Here is an 18,156-nt window from a genome sequence, read left to right as displayed (position 1 = left end):
GCCGGGCACGGTAGGTGTCCGTCCTTGCGCTTCCCTGGCGGAGGACCACACTGTCGGCGTGCCACGGGTGCACCTCCAGCTGCTGGGGCGCTTCCAGGTGCGCCGGGAGGGTGAGGAGGTGCCGCCGACCGCCTTCCGCGGCCGCAAGGTGCGCACGTTGCTGCGGGTCCTCGCCGTCCACCGCCCGGCCCTCGTGCCCCACGACGTGCTGGTCGAGGCGCTCTGGCCGGATCGCCCGCCGGCGGACCCGGTGGCGAACCTCAACGTGCTGGTCAACCGCGCCCGGCGCGCGGTGGGCGACCCGGCCGCCGTCCGCACCGGGACCTCGGGCTACGCCCTGGGCGATGTCTCGTGCGACCTCGACGGGTTCGCCGCCGCGCTGCACGCCGCGAGGACCGGGCGTGACCCCGCCGCGGTGCTCCGCTCGGCGACGGCGGCGCTCGCGTCGTGGGGCGAACCGCTGGCCGAGGACACCTACGCGGACTGGGCGCAGGAACCCCGCGAACGACTCCGCCGGGAGCGGGTCGAGGCCTGTGAGCTGGCCGCGGAGGCGGCCCTGACCATGGGCGAACCGCGGGCGGCCGCCGCCACGGCGGCCGAGGCGGTGGCGGCCGAGCCCCTGCGTGAGCACGCGGTCCATCTCCTGGCGCGCGCCCTGGACGCGGCGGGGGACCGGGCCCGCGGGCTCGACACGATCGCGCGGTTCCGCGCCCGGCTCGCCGACGAGCTGGGCCTGGATCCGTCACCCGCGCTGGACGCCCTGCAGACCGCCCTGCTGCGCGGCGGCGCGAGCCAGGGCCCGCCCGGGACAGGCGCCGCAGGCCCCCCGACGATCACCGACGTGCCCTTCGTGGGGCGCGAGGACGAGGTCGGCGCCGTGCGCTCGGGCATCGCGGCGCGCCGGGTGGTCGTCGTCTCCGGTCCCGCCGGTGCCGGCAAGTCCCGTCTGGTGGCCGAGGCACTCCGGGGCACGGGTCTCCCGGTGGTGGCGACGCGGGCGTTCTCGTCGGAGCGTGCGGAGAGCTGGGCGGTCGCCCGGGGCCTCGTCGCGGAGGCTCTGGCGTGCGACGTGACGACGGCGCACGACCTCCCGCCCCGGATGCGCGAGGCCGTGGGGTGGCTGCTGCCGGAGTTCGAGACCGCACCGCCTGCGACCCTCGACGGGGAGAGCCGCCGGGCGCTGGTGCTGGCCACCGCGCTCCGGGTGCTGGAGGCCGTGAGCGTCGAGGGCGCGGTGCTGGTCGTCGACGACCTGCAGTGGGCCGACGCCAGCAGTCGCGCCCTGGTCGGGTCCGCCCTGGATCGCCTGCCGTTCCTGACCGCGGTGCTGGCCCTCCGCCCGGACGAGATCGACACTGCCGGGCTGCGGCGGATCGTCGGGGACCGGGCGGCCACCGAGATCCGTCTCGGCCGCCTGCCCCCCGATGCGGTGGAGGCGATGGTCGACGACCCTGCGCTCGCGCGGGCGCTGCGGGCGTCGACCGACGGCACCCCGTTCGCCGTGCTCGAGGTCCTGCGTGAGCTCTGGGCGCGCGGCGTGGTGGGGACCCCCGACGCGGTACCGCTGGCCACCGAGCTCGGCCGGGACGGCCAGCGCCGCGCGATCGTCCGCCGTGTCCGGCGCCTCGACGACGCGGCCGCGACCCTCGTCGCGCTGGTGGGCCTCCTCGGACGTGAGGCACCGGCTCGAGTCCTGGCCACGGCCGCCGGCACCGAACCACGGACGACGCTCGCGGAGCTCTCGGAGCTCGCCCGTCTCGGCCTGCTGCGCCTCGGCGAGGCGGGCTGGGCCCCCGCGCACGACCTCGTGGGCGACGCCGTCCAGGAGATGCTCGAGCCCGCGGAGCGGGTCCGCCTGCACGGGGCGCTCGCCGGCGCGCTCGCGGCCGGGGGCGGCGACGATCCCGAGGTGGCCCGCCACCACCGCGAGGCCGGCGACCCCGTCGCGGCCGCCGAGGCCTACCTGCGTGCGGCCCGGCGGGCGCTCGACCAGCGGGGCCTCCGGGAAGCCCGCGAGCTCGCGACCTCGGGCCTGGCGCTGCACCCCTGTCGCGACGCGCGCGTCGCGCTCCTCGACGTGCGTGCCGAGTCCGCCGCGGCGCTCGGCGACCTCGACGAGGCCCTCGCCGATCTCCGGGACGGCCTCGGCGAGGACGCCCCCGGCCGGCCCCACCGGCTGGCCCGGTCGGCCATGTTCACGTCGGGTGCGCGAGACCTGCGGCGGGCCGCGGAGCTGGCCGAGCTCGCCCTGGTCGAGGCCGGGGACGACGACCCGGCGGAACGTGCCGCGGCGCTGGAGACCGCCGCGGTGCTGGACATGAACCTCGAGCTCCCCGAACGGGCCCGGGTCCGCGCGGACGAGGCGCTCGCGCTGTACCGGCGGCTCGGTGACGGCCGTGGCGTGGCCCGCATCCTCGACGGCCGCGCGATGGCGACGTTCCTCGACGGGAAGGTCCGCGCCGCTGTCGACCTCTTCGCCCGGGTCGCGCACCTGTTCTCCGACTCCGGGGACCTGTTGCGGGTGGTCACGCCGCGCTCTACCCGCGGGCATGGACTGGTGTTCGCCGGCCGACCGGCCGAGGGTCTCGCCGAGACCGACGCCGCCCTGCGCCTGGCCCGCGAGCTCGCCATGCCGGAGGGCCAGGCCTACGCGCTCTGGCACCGTTCGGAGGCGCTCTCGGCGCTCGGCCGCGTCGACGAGGCCGAGGCCGACGCCCGCGAGGCGCTGCGGATCGCCCGGGACGCCGGGCACCGGGGCTGGACCGCGACGGCGTGCCGGGCCCTGGGCATCGCGATGCAGGCCCGTGGTGACCTCGAGGCGGCGACCGCCGCCTTCGCGGAGTCGGCCACCGTCGCCGGCGACGCGTTGAGCCTCTTCGCCTGCTGGGCCGCCGCCCGCTCGGCGCTGGTCGCGGTGGCCCGGGGGGACCTCGTGGACGCCGGACGCGACGTCGACCGCGCGCTCGGCACCGGTCCCGGCCTGGGACGTCACGAGGCGCGCTGGGCCCGGGTCGAGCTCGCCGCCGCGCGTGGTGACCCGCGCTGCGCCCGATGGGCCATCGAGGCACGGCGGGCGGCCGAGGACGCGGGGGCCACGGCGATCGTGCCCCGGCTCGTCGAACTGGGGGCGCGGCCGTCCTCCCGCGACCCGTCGTCAGCAGGACGAGGAGCCGGCGCCCTCCGCGACGGGTCGGCAGCCGGGACTCGACGAGCGTCGTCCTGATCTCACAGCCGGTCACCGTCCACGCGTCGGATGCCGTGTTCGACCTGTGACCGTCGTGGCATCGGCGTGCGGGCGGGTCCTCGGCCGGGTGACGATCGACGGATGCGTTCCGCCGAGGCCCGTCTCGCCGTCGCCGGGGCCGCGGTCGTGGGCGTGGCGTTCGGGATGGGCCGCTTCGCGTTCGGACTGACGTTGCCGGCGCTGCGGATGGACCCGGCACTGTCGGCGGGCGGGCTGGGCGACACGATCCTGGGGCTCATCGCGTCGGGCACCTTCGCCGGCTACCTCGCGGGCATCCTGCTCGCGCCCGTCCTCGCCCGGCGGTTCGGGCCACGCGCGCCCACCACCGTGGGCAGCGTCTGCGGCGCCCTCGGCGGCACCGTCGTCGCCGTGGCACCGTCGGCCGGCGTGCTCGCCGCCGGTGCCGTGCTCACCGGCAGCGCCGCCGGCTGGGTGTGGGCCCCCTACTCCGACCTGGCCAGGGTCGTGGCCGACCCGTCGCGCCGCCCGCGGACGCTCGCCGTGATCAACACGGGGACCAGCGTCGGCCTGCTCGTCGTGGGAGCGGTGGGATTGGTCGCGACCGGTGGCGCGGGGTGGCGGGTGGTGTGGGCGGCCATCGGGTTCGCGTCCGCGGCGGCCGGGCTGCTCAACCTGTGGTGGAGTCCCCGGGCGGAACGAACCTCGCCGCGCGGCGGGCGCGCGGCCCCGAGGGGCACGGTGTGGCGGCTCGCGGTGCCGTCGGTGTACTCGGTCGCCTACTACGTGGGCACCACGACGTTCTTCACCTGGGCCGCCGACACGCTGCGGCGCGCCGGCCTGCCGTCGTCGGCGGGCCCGGTGCTCTACGTGGTGGTGGGCCTGACCGGGCTCGTCGCGCTGGCGACCGGAGGCTGGAGCGCCCGCTTCGGCACCCCCCGGGTGGCGGCGGCGTGCCTGGGCGCGGTCGCCGTGGCGCTGGCTGCCCTGGGTCTCGGCGGCGGGTCGTGGCCGGTCGCCCTCGTCGCCGCCGTCGTCTTCGGGCCCGGCTACATGAGCGGCGCCGCCGTGATCGCGGTCTGGACCACCGAGCTCGTGCCGGAGCGCCCCGGGGAGGCGATGACGGCCGTCGTCGCCGTCGGCGCAGTGAGCGCGGTGATCGCCCCGACCGTCGTCGGCCTCCTGCTCGGCGCCGTCGGGCTGCCCGTCGTCCTCGTGGGTCTCGGCGTGCTGCTGGTGGCGACCGCCGGGGGCGTGCTCGCGGCCCGGAACGGTCGCCGCGCCCGGCCCGGGTGACGGGGGCGCGCGGACCTCACACGACCGTCGTGAGCGTCGCGGTGCCGGCGCCGAGCGCGTCCCAGGCGTCGGCCAGGCGCGCGACCGCGTCGTCGAGCGCGTCGGTGGAGAGGGTGTAGGGCAGGCGCAGGTGCTGCTCGAAGGCGCCGCCGGTGCCGAAGCGGGGGCCCGCCGCGAGGTGGACGCCGTGACGGGCCGCCGCCTCGACCAGCGCGCTCGAGCGGGGCGCGCCGAGATCGACCCACAGGCTGAAACCCCCGGAGGGCGACGGCGCGTGCCACTCCGGGAGCGCCGCGGCGAGTGCGGCCCGCAGGTGGTCGCGACGGTGGGCGTACATCCTCCGGCTCGTGGCGACGATCTCGTCGAGGCGGCCGAGCAGGTTCACGGCGACGAGCTGTTCGAGCACCGGGGTGGCGATGTCGTCGGAGCTGCGCGCCGCCGCGATGCGGCGCAGCAGGGTCCGCGGCGCCCGCATCCAGCCGATGCGCAGGCCGCCCCAGACGGTCTTCGAGAGCGACCCGGTGGTGATCACGGGAGTGCCGCCGCCGGCGGCGGCCGCGTAGGCCCCGAGCGGGGGCGGGCCGGGCGCGTCGAGCCACATCTCGCGCAGGCAGTCGTCGACGACGATCGGCACGCCGTGGCGGCCGGCCGCGGCGACGACGGCCGCGCGCGTCTCGGCGCTCATCACCGCGCCGGTGGGGTTCTGGTGGTCGGCGACGAGGTAGGCCAGCGCCGGCGCCCCCGCACGCATCGCCGCGGCCATCGCCTCGACGTCCCATCCGGGGCGCCCGTCGCGCTCACCCATCGCCACGGGCACCGGACGGGCCGACACGTGCCGCACGAGGTCGATGGCGCCCGGATAGGTGGGCTGCTCGAGCAGCACCCGGTCGCCGGGTCGCACGAGCGCGCGGGCGACCAGGGCGTGGGCGTGCTGGGCGCCGGCGGTGACCATGACCTCGTCGGGTGAGGTGTGCAGCCCCTGGTCGGACAGGCGTGCGGCGATGCCCTCGCGCAGCGCGGGCAGGCCGAGCACGTCGTAGCCGGTGCCCGCGAGGTGGGTGGGCAGCTCGGCGAGGGCCCGGGCGCCGGCCTCGGCCATGGCCTCCATCGGGGCCCACGGCGCGGCGTGGGCGAGGTCGATGACCTCGGGCCCGTCGGGGCGCCGTCCCGGCACCCAGTCGCCCATGGGCGCGAAGGGCGTCACGGGCGCGGTCGAGGCGGCGGCCGGTGCCGTGGCCGGCAGCGCCGTCCACGTACCCGAGCCGCGTCGGCGGTGGAGGTGACCGGACTCGCGCAGCCGGTCGTACGCGGCGGCGACCGTGCCCCGCCCCACGCCGAGCGCCGCCGCCAGCTCGCGCTCGCTGGGCACCCGCGTGCCGACGGCCAGGCGCCCGTCGGCCAGCAGCGAGGTGATGCGCGCGGCCAGGGCGGTGTGCCCCGCCTCGCCGCGCACGGTGCCGTCACGCCACCCGGTCAGCAGCCGCGCCAGCCCGCCGGCGCCCACGTGGTCCTCCATGGACCGCGATGATGCCACTTCTGCCAATCGTTCTGCCACTCGACGAGGATTGGCCCTTGGCGGCGCTGCCACTAGAGGCCAATGTTGGGGACCAGAGAAGCCACTCGGAGGAGGAGACCCCATGGCCACCATCGTGTTCGGCGTCCTCGTCGTCGCCGCGTTCATGGCCGCCACCCGCTACGGCGCCGACTCGCGCGCCGGCGGCGACCCCACCGGACGCGACCCCGTCTGGACGGCCGACCCCACCCGCGAGCACACCCCGCTGCGGGACCTCGCGCTGGTCCGCGCCCTGTCGGCGCGCTGGGCCGCCTACCTGCGGATCTGCGACTCCTACGAGCGGTCGCTGCGTCCGTGGGAGACCCCGCCGGCACCGGTGGAGCGGACGCGCCACCCGGTCGCCTAGTCGGCGACCGACAGCCTCGCGGCGGCCCCGCGGTCGAGCAGCCACAGCGTCCGCTCGGTGCCGCGCAGGCCGGCCAGGGGCACGTCGACCTCCGACGCGCCGGCGTGGGCCCGGGCGAGGGCCTCGGCCTTGCCCTCCCCGGTGGCCACGAGCCAGATCTCGCGGGCGTGCCGGGCGGCGGGCAGGGTCAGGCTGACCCGGGTGGGCGGCGGCTTCGGGCAGTCGCGCACCCCGACGACCCCGGCGCCCCCCGCGTGCACCGCGGGGGAGTCGGGGAAGACCGACAGCACGTGGCCCTCGGGACCGCAGCCGGCGAGCAGCACGTCGAACGCGGGGACCGTGTCGCCGCCCAGCCGCGCCGCGGCCGACGACAGCACCTTGGCGTAGGCGTCGGCGGCGAGGTCCGGGTCGCCGCCGCCGGCGTCCTCCGGGGCGTCGAGGGCGGCCATCGGGTGCACGCGGGCCGGGTCGAGGGGCAGCGCGTCGAGCAGCGCCTCGCGGGCCTGGGCGTCGTTGCGCTCGGCGTCCCCGGCCGGGACGAAGCGCTCGTCGCCCCAGAAGACCTCCACCGCGGCCCAGTCGACCTCGTCGCGACGGTCCGACGACCGCACCTCGCGCAGCATCGCGATGCCCACGCCGCCGCCGGTGAGCACCACCGATACGGTGCCGCGCGCCCGCTGAGCCGCCGCCAGGGCGGTGATCAGGCGGTCGGCGGCGTCGGCGGCCGTGGCCTCGGCGTCGGGCTGGACGACGACCTCCGGCGCCGGGTTCACGCGGACACCTTCTTCGTCGACCGCGACCGCCCCGACGGCCTGTTCTGCGAGGCCTCGAGCGCCTCGGCGAAGATGTCGTCGGGGTCGAGGCGGCGGAGCTCCTCGGCCAGGCACTCGCGGGTGGTGCGCCGGGACAGGGCGACACGGCGGTCCGGCTGGTTGGGCTGGCTGAGCACCGCGCTCTTCGCGTCCAGGCGGCGCAGCTCGACGGCCCCGCTGGGACGCTCGAGGCGCACCGTCGCGATCTGCCCGCCCTGGCCGCCGGGCACGTCCTGGTTCTGCCGCGTGACCGGGCAGCCCAGGCGCGAGGACAGCCAGCCGGTGAGCAGGTCCGCCGACGCGGAGTCGGACGCGCCCGACACCGACGCCTTGGTGACCGGCTCGTGCGGCGGCTGGTCGAGGGCAGCGGTCAGCAGGGCGCGCCAGCTGGTGATGCGGCTCCACGCGAGGTCGGTGTCGCCGGGGTGGTAGCGCTGGCGCAGCTTGCCCAGCGCCTTCGACGGCGACCGGGCCGAGGAGACGTCGGTGATCCGCCTGCCCGCGACCTGGCCCACCGGGTCCTCCGACGGCGACGCCGGTGCCTCGCCCGGCCACCACGCGACGATCGGGGCGTCGGGCAGCAGCAGCGGCACCACGATGGCGCCGCCCTGGTCGGCCAGCGGGCCGTACATCCGCAGCACGATGACCTCGCTGGCCCCGGCGTCCCCGCCGATGCGGATCTGCGCGTCGAGGCGCGACGCCGCCCGCCGGATCCCGCGGGCGAGCACCAGCACGCGGCACGGGTGCTCGCGGCTCGCGTCGTTGGCGGCCTGGATCGCGGCCTCGGCCTCGGGGCCGTCCTCGGTGATGATCAGCAGCGTGAGGACGCGCCCCAGGGCCACCGCGCCCGCGCTCTCGCGCAGGTCGACCATCGTGCGGTTGACCGCCGACGTGTCCGTCGACGGCAGGTCGACGATCATCGGCCCCCCTCCGGGTTCACGGTCTCCTCCAGGTGCGACCGGTGCGCTCGAGCAGGACGTCGGCCGACCGCGGGCCCCAGGTGCCGGCCGGGTAACTGTCCGGCGAGCCCTCCCGGTGCCACTTCTCGATCACGGGGTCGAGGATGCGCCAGGACAGCTCGACCTCGGTGTTGGTGGGGAACAGCGACGGCTCGCCGAGCAGGACGTCGAGCAACAGGCGCTCGTAGGCCTCGGGGGAGGCCTCGGTGAACGCCGTGCCGTAGCCGAAGTCCATCGTGACGTCGCGGACCTCCATGCCCGAGCCCGGCACCTTCGAGCCGAACCGCAGCGTGACTCCCTCGTCGGGCTGCACGCGCACGACCAGCGCGTTCTGGCCGAGCTCCTCGGTCATGGTCTGGTCGAACGGCAGGTGCGGCGCCCGCTTGAACACGACGGCGATCTCGGTGACCCGCCGGCCGAGCCGCTTGCCGGTGCGCAGGTAGAACGGCACGCCGGCCCAGCGGCGGGTGTTGATCTCGCAGGTGATCGCCGCGTAGGTCTCGGTGACCGAGTCGGGCGGGAAGCCCTCCTCCTGCTGCAGGCCCTTGACCTCCGTCGAGCCCTGCCACCCGCCGGCGTACTGCCCGCGGGCGGTGGTCTCGTCGAGCGGCTCGGCGAGCTTCGTCGCCGACAGGACCTTGATCTTCTCCTCGCGGAGGTCGTCGGGGGAGAAGGAGACCGGCTCCTCCATCGCCGTCAGCGCGAGCAGCTGCAGCAGGTGGTTCTGGATGACGTCGCGCGCCGCGCCGATGCCGTCGTAGTAGCCCGCGCGGCCCCCGACGCCGATGTCCTCGGCCATCGTGATCTGCACGTGGTCGACGTGGTGGGCGTTCCAGATCGGCTCGAACAGCTCGTTGGCGAACCGCAGCGCCAGCAGGTTCTGGACCGTCTCCTTGCCGAGGTAGTGGTCGATGCGGAACACCGAGTCCTCGGGGAAGACGTCGTTGACGATCCCGTTGAGCTCCTGGGCCGAGCGCAGGTCGTGGCCGAACGGCTTCTCGATGACCACGCGCCGCCACACGTCCCCCTCGTCGTCGGCCAGCCCCGAGCGCGAGAGCTGCTTGCAGACGGTCGGGAACGCCGACGGCGGGATCGACAGGTAGAACGCGTGGTTGCCGTTGGTGCCGCGCTCGGCGTCGAGCTCGGCGACGCACCGGGCCAGGTTGTCGAAGGCCGCGTCGTCGTCGAACGTGCCCTGCACGAACCGCAGGCCCTCCGACAGCCGGTCCCAGACCTCCTGGCGGAACGGGGTGCGGGAGTGCGACCGGACCGCGTCGTGGACGACCTCGGCGAAGTCCTGGTCCTCCCAGTCGCGCCGCGCGAACCCGACCAGCGCGAAGCCGGGCGGGAGCAGGCCGCGGTTGGCCAGGTCGTAGATCGCCGGCATGAGCTTCTTGCGCGCCAGGTCGCCGGTGACCCCGAACAGCACGAGTCCCGACGGGCCCGCGATGCGCGGCAGGCGCTTGTCGCGGGCGTCGCGCAGCGGGTTGGACCACTCGTCGTGCGCCGAGCCGTGGCCGGTCGCGCCCGACACTCGGGTCACCGGCTCACCTCCCGAACAGCGTTGGCGACGGCCACCAGCCCCGCCGCCCGGTCGGCGAGGTGCAGGCGCAGCACGGGGCGGGCGGTGACATCTCCCTGAGGCCTGCCGTTCTTCGGCGCCGCGAGCACGCCCGCGTCGCCGCGGGCCTGTGCGTGCTCGAGGGTGCCGAACGAGAACGGCTGGCCCGGGATCGCCAGGTCGTCGGCGACCGAGCCCGTGACCTGCAGGAACGTGCCGTTCTGGTGTCCGCCCTTGTGGTACTGGCCCGTGGAGTGCAGGAACCGGGGGCCCCAGCCGAAGGTGACCTGCAGGCCCGTGGCCTTCGCGAGCTCGGGACGCAGGGTGGCGAACGAGGCGTCGTCGAGACGGTCGAGGTAGGCCTGGATCGCCACGTAGCCGGCCTCCGGCGTGGCGTCGACCAGGGCCTGGATCGCCGCGGCGAGCGTGGCCGGGCTACCCAGCCAGCCCGCCTGTTCGGCGGAGCCGGCGACCCGGACCTCGACCGGCCCGTCGGTGAGGACCGGGGCGTCGTCGTGGGTGCCCGCCCCGTCGCCGGAGCCGGCCGCGGCCAGCAGGTCGCGGGTGGCCTGTTTCGCCGACTCGACGTCGGGCTGGTCGAACGGGTTGATCCCGAGGAGGCGACCGGCGAGGGCGACCGCGGTCTCCCAGAGAAGGAACTGCCCGCCGAGGCTGCCGGTGACCGACACCCGAGCGCCGCCGGCGGCCGGCCCGATCGCGATCGGCGTGGCGTCCGGGCCCGCGTCGGCGAAGCCGGGGGCCTCCGGCCCCTCGACCACGACGGGGAGCAGGCCGGTGCCCTGCTTGCCGGTGGACTCGGCGATGAGCTGCTCGGCCCAGTTGCCGAAGCCGACGAGTCCGGACCCGGTGTCGGCGAGCACGACCTTCTCGGCACCGGCGGCGTGCGCGGCCGCCATCGCCGCGGCGAGCACGACGGCCGGGTTGTCCGCGGCGTCGCGGGCCAGCGCCGGCGCCGCCTCGGCGGCCTCGTCGAGCAGCGCGCCGACGTCCACCCCGGTCAGCGCCGAGGGCACCAGGCCGAAGGCGGTGAGCGCGGAGTAGCGGCCGCCCACACCCGGGTCGGCCTCGACGAGCCGGCGGAAGCCCTGGTCGCGGGCGAGGTCGCCGAGCGAGGTGCCCGGGTCCGTCACCGCGACCATGCGCGAGGCGGCGTCGATGCCGTTCGCCTCGAAGACCTGGGCGAAGATCCGGCGCTGGCTGTCGGTCTCGACCGTGCCGCCGGACTTCGACGACACCACGAGGACGGTGCGGCTGAGGTCGCCCGCGAGCGCGTCGGACACCTGGCCCGGATCGGTGGTGTCCAGCACGACCAGCGGGTACGCACCTCCGATCTCGGCCCCCGACCGCGTCGCGCAGATGACCTCGGGGGCCAGCGACGACCCACCCATGCCCGCGAGCACCACACGGTCGACGCCGTCCTCGTGCAGCTCGCGCCGCAGGGCGTCGAGCTCGGCGACCAGCGGCCGCGAGGTGTTGTGCAGCAACGTCCACGACAGGCGCTTCGACGCCTCCGGCTCGGCGTCCGGGCCCCACAGCGTGGGGTCCTGACCCGCGAGCTTCGAGGCCGCCGCGTCACCGACGAGCTTCTCGACCAGGGACGCCGCCGCCTCGGCGAGCCCCTCGTCCGTGATCTCGACCCGGGGCGTGGTCACGCCTGCTCCGGGCTGCGCCGGGTCAGCTGCTCGGACACGGTGTCGGTGAGCTCCTGCCACGAGTCGGCGAACTTCTGGACGCCCTCGTTCTCCAGCGTCAGGTAGACGTCGTCGATGTCGATGCCGACGTGGGCGAGCCCGGCGAACACCTCGCGCGCGGCGTCCTCGGTGCCGCTGACGGCGTCGCCGTGCAGCTCGCCGTGGTCCGCGAACGCCTCGAGCGTCGCCTCCGGCATCGTGTTCACCGTGTTGGGTGCGACGAGCTCGGTGACGTAGAGGGTGTCGGGGTAGGCCTTGTTCTTCACGCCCGTCGACGCCCACAGCGGGCGCTGCGGCTTCGCGCCGGCGCCCTGCAGCGCCGCCCACCGCTCGGTGCCGAACACCTCGAGGTAGGCGGCGTAGGCCAGCCGGGCGTTGGCGATGGCGGCGGTGCCGCGCAGGTTGAGCGCGGCGTCGGAGCCGAGCGCCTCGAGGCGCTTGTCGACCTCGGAGTCGACGCGCGAGACGAAGAACGAGGCGACCGAGGCCATCGAGGTGAGGTCGTGGCCGTTGGCCCGCGCCTGCTCCATGCCGGCGAGGAAGGCGTCCATCACCTGCCGGTAGCGCTCGACGGAGAAGATCAGCGTGACGTTGACGCTGATGCCCTCGGCGAGGGTGCGGGTGATCGCCGGGATGCCCTCGAGGGTCGCCGGGATCTTGATCATCAGGTTGGGCCGGTCGACCGTCTTCCACAGGTCGGCGGCCTCGGCGACGGTGGCCTCGGTGTCGTGGGCCTTGCCCGGGTCGACCTCCAGCGAGACGCGGCCGTCGACGCCGCCGGTGCGCTGCCACACGCCGCGGAACACGTCGCACGCGCGCCGGACGTCCTCGGTGGTCAGCTCACGGATGGTGCCCTCGACCGAGGCGCCACGGGCGGCGAGGGCGTCCAGCTCCTCGGCGTAGTAGTCCGCCTGCGCGAAGGCGCTGGCGAAGATCGTCGGGTTGCTGGTGACGCCGACGACCTCGGACTCCTCGATCAACGAGGCGAGGTTGCCGGACTCGATGCGCTGGCGCGACAGGTCGTCGAGCCAGATGGAGACGCCGGCCGCGGAGAGGTCGGCGAGGGGGGTGCTGCTGGCCATGGGATGTCCTCCTCGAGACGCGGGACCGGGCCTACGACGAACGCTCGTCGCGCTCGGCGGCGCGGGCGAGCGAGCGGCGCCCGGCCTCGACCACGTGCTCGGTGGTGAAACCGAACTGCTGGAACAGGGTCTTGTAGTCGGCGCTGGCCCCGAAGTGCTCGATCGAGACGCACTCGCCGTCGTCGCCGACGAACTTGTGCCAGGTCTGGGCCACCGCGGCCTCGACCGACACGCGGGCCTTGACCTCGGGCGGGATGACGTGGCGGGTGTAGGAGCGGTCCTGCGCCTCGAACCACTCCACGCAGGGCATGCTCACCACGCGGGTGGGGACGCCCTCGTCCTCGAAGACCTTCCGGGCCTCGACGGCGATCTGGACCTCCGAGCCCGTGGCGATGAGCACCAGTCGCGGCTGGCCGCCGGACGCGTCGGCCAGGATGTAGCCGCCGCGCAGCACGCCGTCGGTGTCGGTGCCCTCGAGCACCGGCAGGTTCTGGCGCGTCAGCGCGAGACCGGCCGGCCCGGTCGGGTTGTCGAGGATCGCGCGCACCGCCGCCGCGGTCTCGTTGGCGTCGGCCGGGCGCACGATCGACAGGCCGGGCACGGCCCGCAGGGAGGCGAGCTGCTCGATGGGCTGGTGGGTGGGGCCGTCCTCCCCGAGACCGATCGAGTCGTGGGTCCAGATGTAGGTCGTCGGGAGCTTCATCAGCGCCGCGAGGCGGACCGCGGGGCGCATGTAGTCCGAGAAGATCAGGAACGTGCCGCCGTAGACGCGGGTGCCGCCGTGCAGCGCGATCCCGTTGAGGATCGAGCCCATCGCGTGCTCGCGGACACCGAAGTGCAGCGTCCGGCCGTACGGGCTCATCTGCCCCCACATGGTGGTGGAGACCGTCGACGGCCCGAACGAGTCGGCGCCCTTGATCGTGGTGTTGTTGGACTCGGCGAGGTCGGCCGAGCCGCCCCAGAGCTCGGGCAGCACCGGCCCGATCTCACCGAGGATCTTCTGCAGCGCCTTGCGGGTGGCGACCGGGTCGGAGCCGGGCTCCCAGGTCGGGAGCTTCTCGTGCCAGCCGTCGGGCAGCTGGCGGCGCGCCATGCGCTCGAGCAGCGCGCGCCGCTCGGGGTTCTGCTGCGCCCAGGCGTCGAACCGCTCGTCCCACGCCTCGTGCGCGGCCTTGCCCCGCTCGCCGACCGCCCGCGTGTGGGCGAGGACGTCGTCGTCGATCGCGAAGTGCCGGTCGGGGTCGAAGCCGAGGATCTCCTTGACCGCCCGGACCTCGTCCTCGCCGAGGGCGGCGCCGTGCGCGGCCCCGGTGTTCATCTTCTCCGGCGCGGGATAGCCGATGACCGTGCGCAGCGCGATGAAGCTCGGGCGGCCGGTCTCGGCCCTGGCGTTGGCCAGCGCCTCGCGGATGCCGACCACGTTCTCGCCGCCGCGCACCACCTGGGTGTGCCAGCCGTAGGCCTCGTACCGGCCGACCACGTCCTCCGACAGCGCGACCGTGGTGTCGTCCTCGATCGAGATGTGGTTGTCGTCGTAGATCACCACGAGGTTGCCCAGCTGCTGCCGGCCGGCGATCGAGCTGGCTTCGGCGGTGACGCCCTCCTGGATGTCCCCGTCGGAGGCGATGACGAAGATGTGGTGGTCGAAGGGGCTCTCGCCCTGCGGGGCGTCCGGGTCGAACAGCCCCCGCTCGCGCCGGGCGGCCATCGCCATGCCCACCGCGGACGCCAGGCCCTGGCCCAGCGGGCCGGTGGTGATCTCGACGCCCGGCGTGTGGCTGTACTCGGGGTGGCCCGGCGTCGCCGAGTCCCAGGTGCGCAGCTCCTGCAGGTCCCGCATCTCCAGCCCGTAACCCGCGAGGAAGAGCTGCAGGTAGAGCGTGAGGCTCGAGTGGCCCGCGGAGAGCACGAAGCGGTCGCGACCCTGCCAGTGCGGGTCGGACGGGTCGTGGCGCATGGTGTGCTGGAAGAGCTCGTAGGCCAGCGGCGCGAGCGACATGGCCGTGCCCGGGTGGCCGTTGCCGACCTTCTGCACGGCGTCGGCGGCGAGGACGCGGATCGTGTCGACGGCCTTCTGGTCGAGCTCGGACCAATCGTCGGGGCGGTGCGGTGTGGTCAGGGCCTCGATCTCGTCGAGCGACTCACTCGCGGGCTGCGTGCTGCTCACGTCGGTGGCGGTCACGAACCGTGCCTTCCTCAGCGTCTCGGGAGTCGCGGTCTGCCTGTGCTCCGACCACGGCTCGTCGGTCCTCGTGCCCGGGCTGCGCGTCAGCGGCGGCGCCGGCGTCCGCCCCGGTCAGGGCGATGCTCCCACGGGATCGATTCGGGTCGACCACCGCGCGAGTTCCGGCACACGGCCCAGTGTGGGCGCAGGACACCGATGCGGACCAGGGCTCGATACCGCGTCGTCCCACGTCCGGCCGGATACCCTCGCCACCCGTCGGGGACACCGGCGACCTATGATCGCCGGGTCGTTCGACGACCCGTCCGTGATCCGCCGCGGGACGGTCACCCGGCCGTGACGTGGCGGACACCGCAGCGGGCGGGGACGCCCCCCGCGAGCGATCCGCGCCCGAGGGGTGCAGACTCGTCGACGACAGCGTGTAGGAGACGCGCGGGGTCGTGACCGAAGCAGTTCCTGTCCACCACAGCGAGGTGCCCCCGAGTGAGCACGGCGGTCGGCTCGGCTCCCGCGACGCGGCGGGGCGGTCTCCTCGCCACCCTGCGGGCCTACCTGGCGCTGACCAAGGCCCGGATCATCGAGCAGCTGCTCGTGGTCACGGTGCCGGCGATGATGCTCGCCCAGCGGTCGGTGCCCTCGCTCTGGCTCGTGCTCGCCGTCCTGGTGGGCGGCGCGGGGGCGGCGGCCAGCGCGCACGCGCTGAACTGCGTGGTCGACGCGGACATCGACGCGAAGATGGCGCGCACCCGGAAACGGCCCCTGGCCCGTGACGCCGTCCCGCGCTCGCACGCCCTGGTGTTCGGCCTGGCGCTGGGCGCCGCGTCGGCGGTGTGGCTCGGGCTCACCGCGAACTGGGTGGCCGCGGGCCTCGCGGTCGTCGCGATCGCGTTCTACATCCTCGTCTACACACTGCTGCTCAAGCGCCGGACCTCGCAGAACATCGTGTGGGGCGGCGCGGCGGGCTGCATGCCGGTGGTGATCGGCTGGGCGGCGGTGACGGGCACCGTGCAGTGGCCGGCGCTCGTGCTCTTCGCGATCATCTTCTTCTGGACCCCGCCCCACTTCTGGGCGCTGGCGATGCGCTACCGCGACGACTACGCGGCCGCGGGCATCCCGATGCTCCCCGTCGTGGCCTCGCCCCGGCGCGTCAGCCGCCAGATCGTCGCCTACTCGTGGGCGATGGTGGCCTGGTCGGCGCTGCTCGTGCCGGCGACCTCGTGGATCTACCTCGGCGCCGCGGCCCTCGGCGGCCTCTGGTTCCTGGTCGCGGCGCACCGCCTCGACGCGGCGGTCAAGCGCGACGAGGTCGTGCAGTCGATGCGCCTGTTCCACCTCTCGAACACCTACCTCACCGGCCTCTTCGTCGCCGTCGCCGTCGACTCCGCGGTCGGCTGGCCGGTCTTCGGCTGGCCGTTCTGAGGTATCGCCTCGCGAGGGGCACACCAGGCCGCTCCACGAGCTTCCTGACCTGCCTCCTGTGCCCCTCGCGCCGGGCCGGAACCTCGGCGCACCCGCCGTGGTCCAACAGGGCGTGCAGAGCCCACGCCCGTTCCGGGGCCGGCAGGCCCGCGACGCCGGCCTCGTGACCCGCGGTGTCCTCGCGGGACCCACCACCCGCAGGCTGTTCCCCGACGTGCACGTCGCCGTCGAGGCTCCCGACGACCTGCGCACCCGCGCGATCGCCGCCTCGCTCCTGGTGCCCGGCGCCGTCGTGGGGGGCCACGCGGCCGCCGAGCTCCTCGACGCGTCGTGCGGGCCGGTCGACGCCGCGGTCGACCTGATCGTCGGGCGCCACCGGACGCGCTCGCGACCCGGACTACGGGTCCGCCAGGACGTGCTGGGCGACGACGAGGTCGTCGAGGTCGACGGGGTGCGGGTCACCACGGCGCGGCGGACGGCGTTCGACCTGGCCTGCCGCCTCGAGCACGTGGAGGCGGTGGTGGCCGTCGACGCGCTCGCGCGCGTCGGGCGGTTCGCTGCGGAGGAGCTGCTCGCCCTCCGTCCGGGGGCACGAGGGACGAGGCGGCTGCCGCGCGTCGTGGCCGCCGTGGACCCCCGCGCCGAGAGCCCGCCGGAGACGCGGACGCGGCTGGCGCTCGTCGCCCAGGGGGTGCCGCTGCCGGACCTCCAGGTCGAGGTGTTCGACGCCCACGGGATCTTCGCCGGTCGTGTCGACATGGGCTGGCGACGGGCACGGGTCGGGGTCGAGTACCAGGGTGACCACCACCGCACCGACATGGTCCAGTGGCGGCGCGATCAGGCCCGGCTGGCGGACCTCGCGGCCGCCGGCTGGCTGATCATCCCGGCCACCGCCCGCACCCTGCGCCGGCCGGATGTCCTCGCCGAACAGGTCATGGGCGCCCTGGCCGACCGATCTCGTTGATCAGGAGCACACCGAGCACGTCAGGAGGACGCGGAGGGTGCCTGGTGTGCCCCTCGCGAACGGGGAGCAGCCGTCAGGGCTGCAGTAGCAGCTTGCCCGTGGTGCGGCGGGACTCGAGGTCGCGGTGGGCGTCGGCGGCCGCGTCGAGGGGATAGCGCCCGCCCACGCGCACGTCCAGTTCGCCGGTGGCGACGGCCGAGAACACCGCGTCCGCGCGGGCGGCGAGGGCCTCGGGGGTGCGGACGTGCCAGTGCAGCGAGGGGCGCGTCAGGTAGAGCGAGCCGCCGCTGTTGAGGCGCTGCGGGTCGACGGGCGGGACCGGGCCGCTCGCGGCGCCGTAGAGCGCCAGCACGCCGCGGACACGCAGGCTCGCCAGGGAGGCGTCGAAGGTCGCCCGCCCGACGCCGTCGTAGACCACGGCGACGCCCTCGCCGTCGGTGAGGGCGCGGACCCGCTCGGCGAGGTCGTCGGGATCGGGGCCGTAGCGCAGGGTCTCGTGGGCGCCGGCGCCGCGGGCGAGGGCGTCCTTCTCCTCCGACGAGGTCGTCGCGATGACGAAGGCGCCGGCCGCGCGGGCCATCTGGCACAGCAGCAGCCCCATCCCGCCGGCCCCGGCGTGGACGAGGACGGCGTCGCCGGGGGCCACGGGGTGGGTGTCGTGGACGAGGTAGTGCGCCGTCATGCCCTGCAGGACCACGGCCGTCGCCGTCTCGAGGTCGAGCGCGTCGGGGACGGCGGCGAGCTCCGCGGCGGGGACGGTCGCGAGCGTCGCGTAGGAGCCGAGGGTGTTGGTCCAGGTCACGCGGTCGCCCGGCGCGACGCTGGTGACCCCGGGGCCGACCGCCCGCACCGTGCCGCCGCCCTCGAGGCCGGGCACGAAGGGCAGCGCGGTGGGGTAGATGCCGGTCCGGAAGTACGTGTCGATGTAGTTGACGCCGATCGCCGCGACCTCGACGAGCGCCTCGCCGTCGCCGGGCTCGGGGTCGGGCAGGTCGGCGGGCTCGAGCACCCCGGGGCCGCCGAGCGTCGAGACCCGGATCGCGTGCAC

The 18,156-nt window shown here is 75.4% G+C and carries 13 protein-coding genes; 5 read left to right on the top strand and 8 right to left on the bottom strand.

The window, feature by feature from the left end; translation table 11 throughout:
* Window positions 1-58 precede the first annotated feature (58 nt).
* Both C8D89_RS07440 and C8D89_RS07435 read left to right on the top strand, forming a co-directional pair.
* Window positions 59-3,223 (top strand): ATP-binding protein, encoded by a 3,165-nt coding sequence (locus C8D89_RS07440; protein WP_165825591.1) that lies wholly within the window; start codon window positions 59-61, stop codon window positions 3,221-3,223.
* A gap of 102 nt (window positions 3,224-3,325) precedes the next feature.
* Window positions 3,326-4,498, top strand: a complete 1,173-nt coding sequence (locus C8D89_RS07435) for an MFS transporter (protein WP_165825590.1) — start codon at window positions 3,326-3,328, stop codon at window positions 4,496-4,498.
* Window positions 4,499-4,514: 16 nt separating this feature from the next.
* Here the strand turns inward: C8D89_RS07435 and yczR are convergent, their stop codons facing one another.
* A complete protein-coding gene (gene yczR, locus C8D89_RS07430) occupies window positions 4,515-6,014 on the bottom strand; it encodes a MocR-like transcription factor YczR (RefSeq protein WP_116707483.1) in 1,500 nt (499 codons plus the stop codon).
* A 121-nt stretch (window positions 6,015-6,135) separates the two neighbouring features.
* Here yczR and C8D89_RS07425 point away from each other — a divergent pair, with 121 nt between their 5' ends.
* The gene (locus C8D89_RS07425) at window positions 6,136-6,417 is read left to right on the top strand and encodes a hypothetical protein (protein WP_116707482.1); all 282 of its coding nucleotides are present in this window, start codon (window positions 6,136-6,138) and stop codon (window positions 6,415-6,417) included.
* Here the strand turns inward: C8D89_RS07425 and pgl are convergent.
* The 6 genes from pgl to tkt are packed head-to-tail and all read right to left on the bottom strand — an operon-like array spanning window position 6,414 to window position 14,671.
* Window positions 6,414-7,190, bottom strand: coding sequence for a 6-phosphogluconolactonase (gene pgl, locus C8D89_RS07420; protein WP_116707481.1), 777 nt, complete (start codon window positions 7,188-7,190; stop codon window positions 6,414-6,416). The genes C8D89_RS07425 and pgl overlap by 4 nt on opposite strands.
* The gene (locus C8D89_RS07415) at window positions 7,187-8,149 is read right to left on the bottom strand and encodes a glucose-6-phosphate dehydrogenase assembly protein OpcA (protein ID WP_116707480.1); all 963 of its coding nucleotides are present in this window, start codon (window positions 8,147-8,149) and stop codon (window positions 7,187-7,189) included. Before C8D89_RS07415 ends, pgl begins: the two co-directional genes overlap by 4 nt.
* Window positions 8,150-8,165: 16 nt before the next feature.
* Entirely contained in the window at window positions 8,166-9,731 is a 1,566-nt protein-coding gene (gene zwf, locus C8D89_RS07410) for a glucose-6-phosphate dehydrogenase (protein WP_243417932.1), read from the bottom strand.
* The gene (locus C8D89_RS07405; RefSeq protein WP_116707478.1) at window positions 9,728-11,422 is read right to left on the bottom strand and encodes a glucose-6-phosphate isomerase; all 1,695 of its coding nucleotides are present in this window, start codon (window positions 11,420-11,422) and stop codon (window positions 9,728-9,730) included. Before C8D89_RS07405 ends, zwf begins: the two co-directional genes overlap by 4 nt.
* Window positions 11,419-12,543 (bottom strand): transaldolase, encoded by a 1,125-nt coding sequence (tal, locus tag C8D89_RS07400; RefSeq protein ID WP_116707477.1) that lies wholly within the window; start codon window positions 12,541-12,543, stop codon window positions 11,419-11,421. Before tal ends, C8D89_RS07405 begins: the two co-directional genes overlap by 4 nt.
* Before the next feature lie 31 nt (window positions 12,544-12,574).
* Window positions 12,575-14,671, bottom strand: coding sequence for a transketolase (tkt, locus tag C8D89_RS07395; RefSeq protein ID WP_243417971.1), 2,097 nt, complete (start codon window positions 14,669-14,671; stop codon window positions 12,575-12,577).
* 537 nt (window positions 14,672-15,208) lie between these two features.
* Between tkt and C8D89_RS07390 the strand changes: the two genes are divergently transcribed.
* Window positions 15,209-16,144, top strand: coding sequence for a heme o synthase (locus C8D89_RS07390; RefSeq protein WP_243417931.1), 936 nt, complete (start codon window positions 15,209-15,211; stop codon window positions 16,142-16,144).
* 112 nt (window positions 16,145-16,256) lie between these two features.
* Window positions 16,257-17,108 (top strand): hypothetical protein, encoded by an 852-nt coding sequence (locus C8D89_RS07385; RefSeq protein WP_133251836.1) that lies wholly within the window; start codon window positions 16,257-16,259, stop codon window positions 17,106-17,108.
* Window positions 17,109-17,181: 73 nt separating this feature from the next.
* On the opposite strand, the gene C8D89_RS07380 is transcribed toward C8D89_RS07385, so the two are convergent.
* On the bottom strand, window positions 17,182-18,156 hold the full coding sequence (locus C8D89_RS07380) for a quinone oxidoreductase family protein (protein WP_116707473.1): 975 nt from the start codon (window positions 18,154-18,156) through the stop codon (window positions 17,182-17,184).

This window comes from Actinomycetospora cinnamomea (assembly GCF_003096675.1).
In the GTDB taxonomy this organism is placed as follows: Bacteria; Actinomycetota; Actinomycetes; order Mycobacteriales; family Pseudonocardiaceae; genus Actinomycetospora; species Actinomycetospora cinnamomea.
Note: the sequence above shows the minus strand (reverse complement) of the source record. Positions and strands in the feature narration are given on the sequence as shown.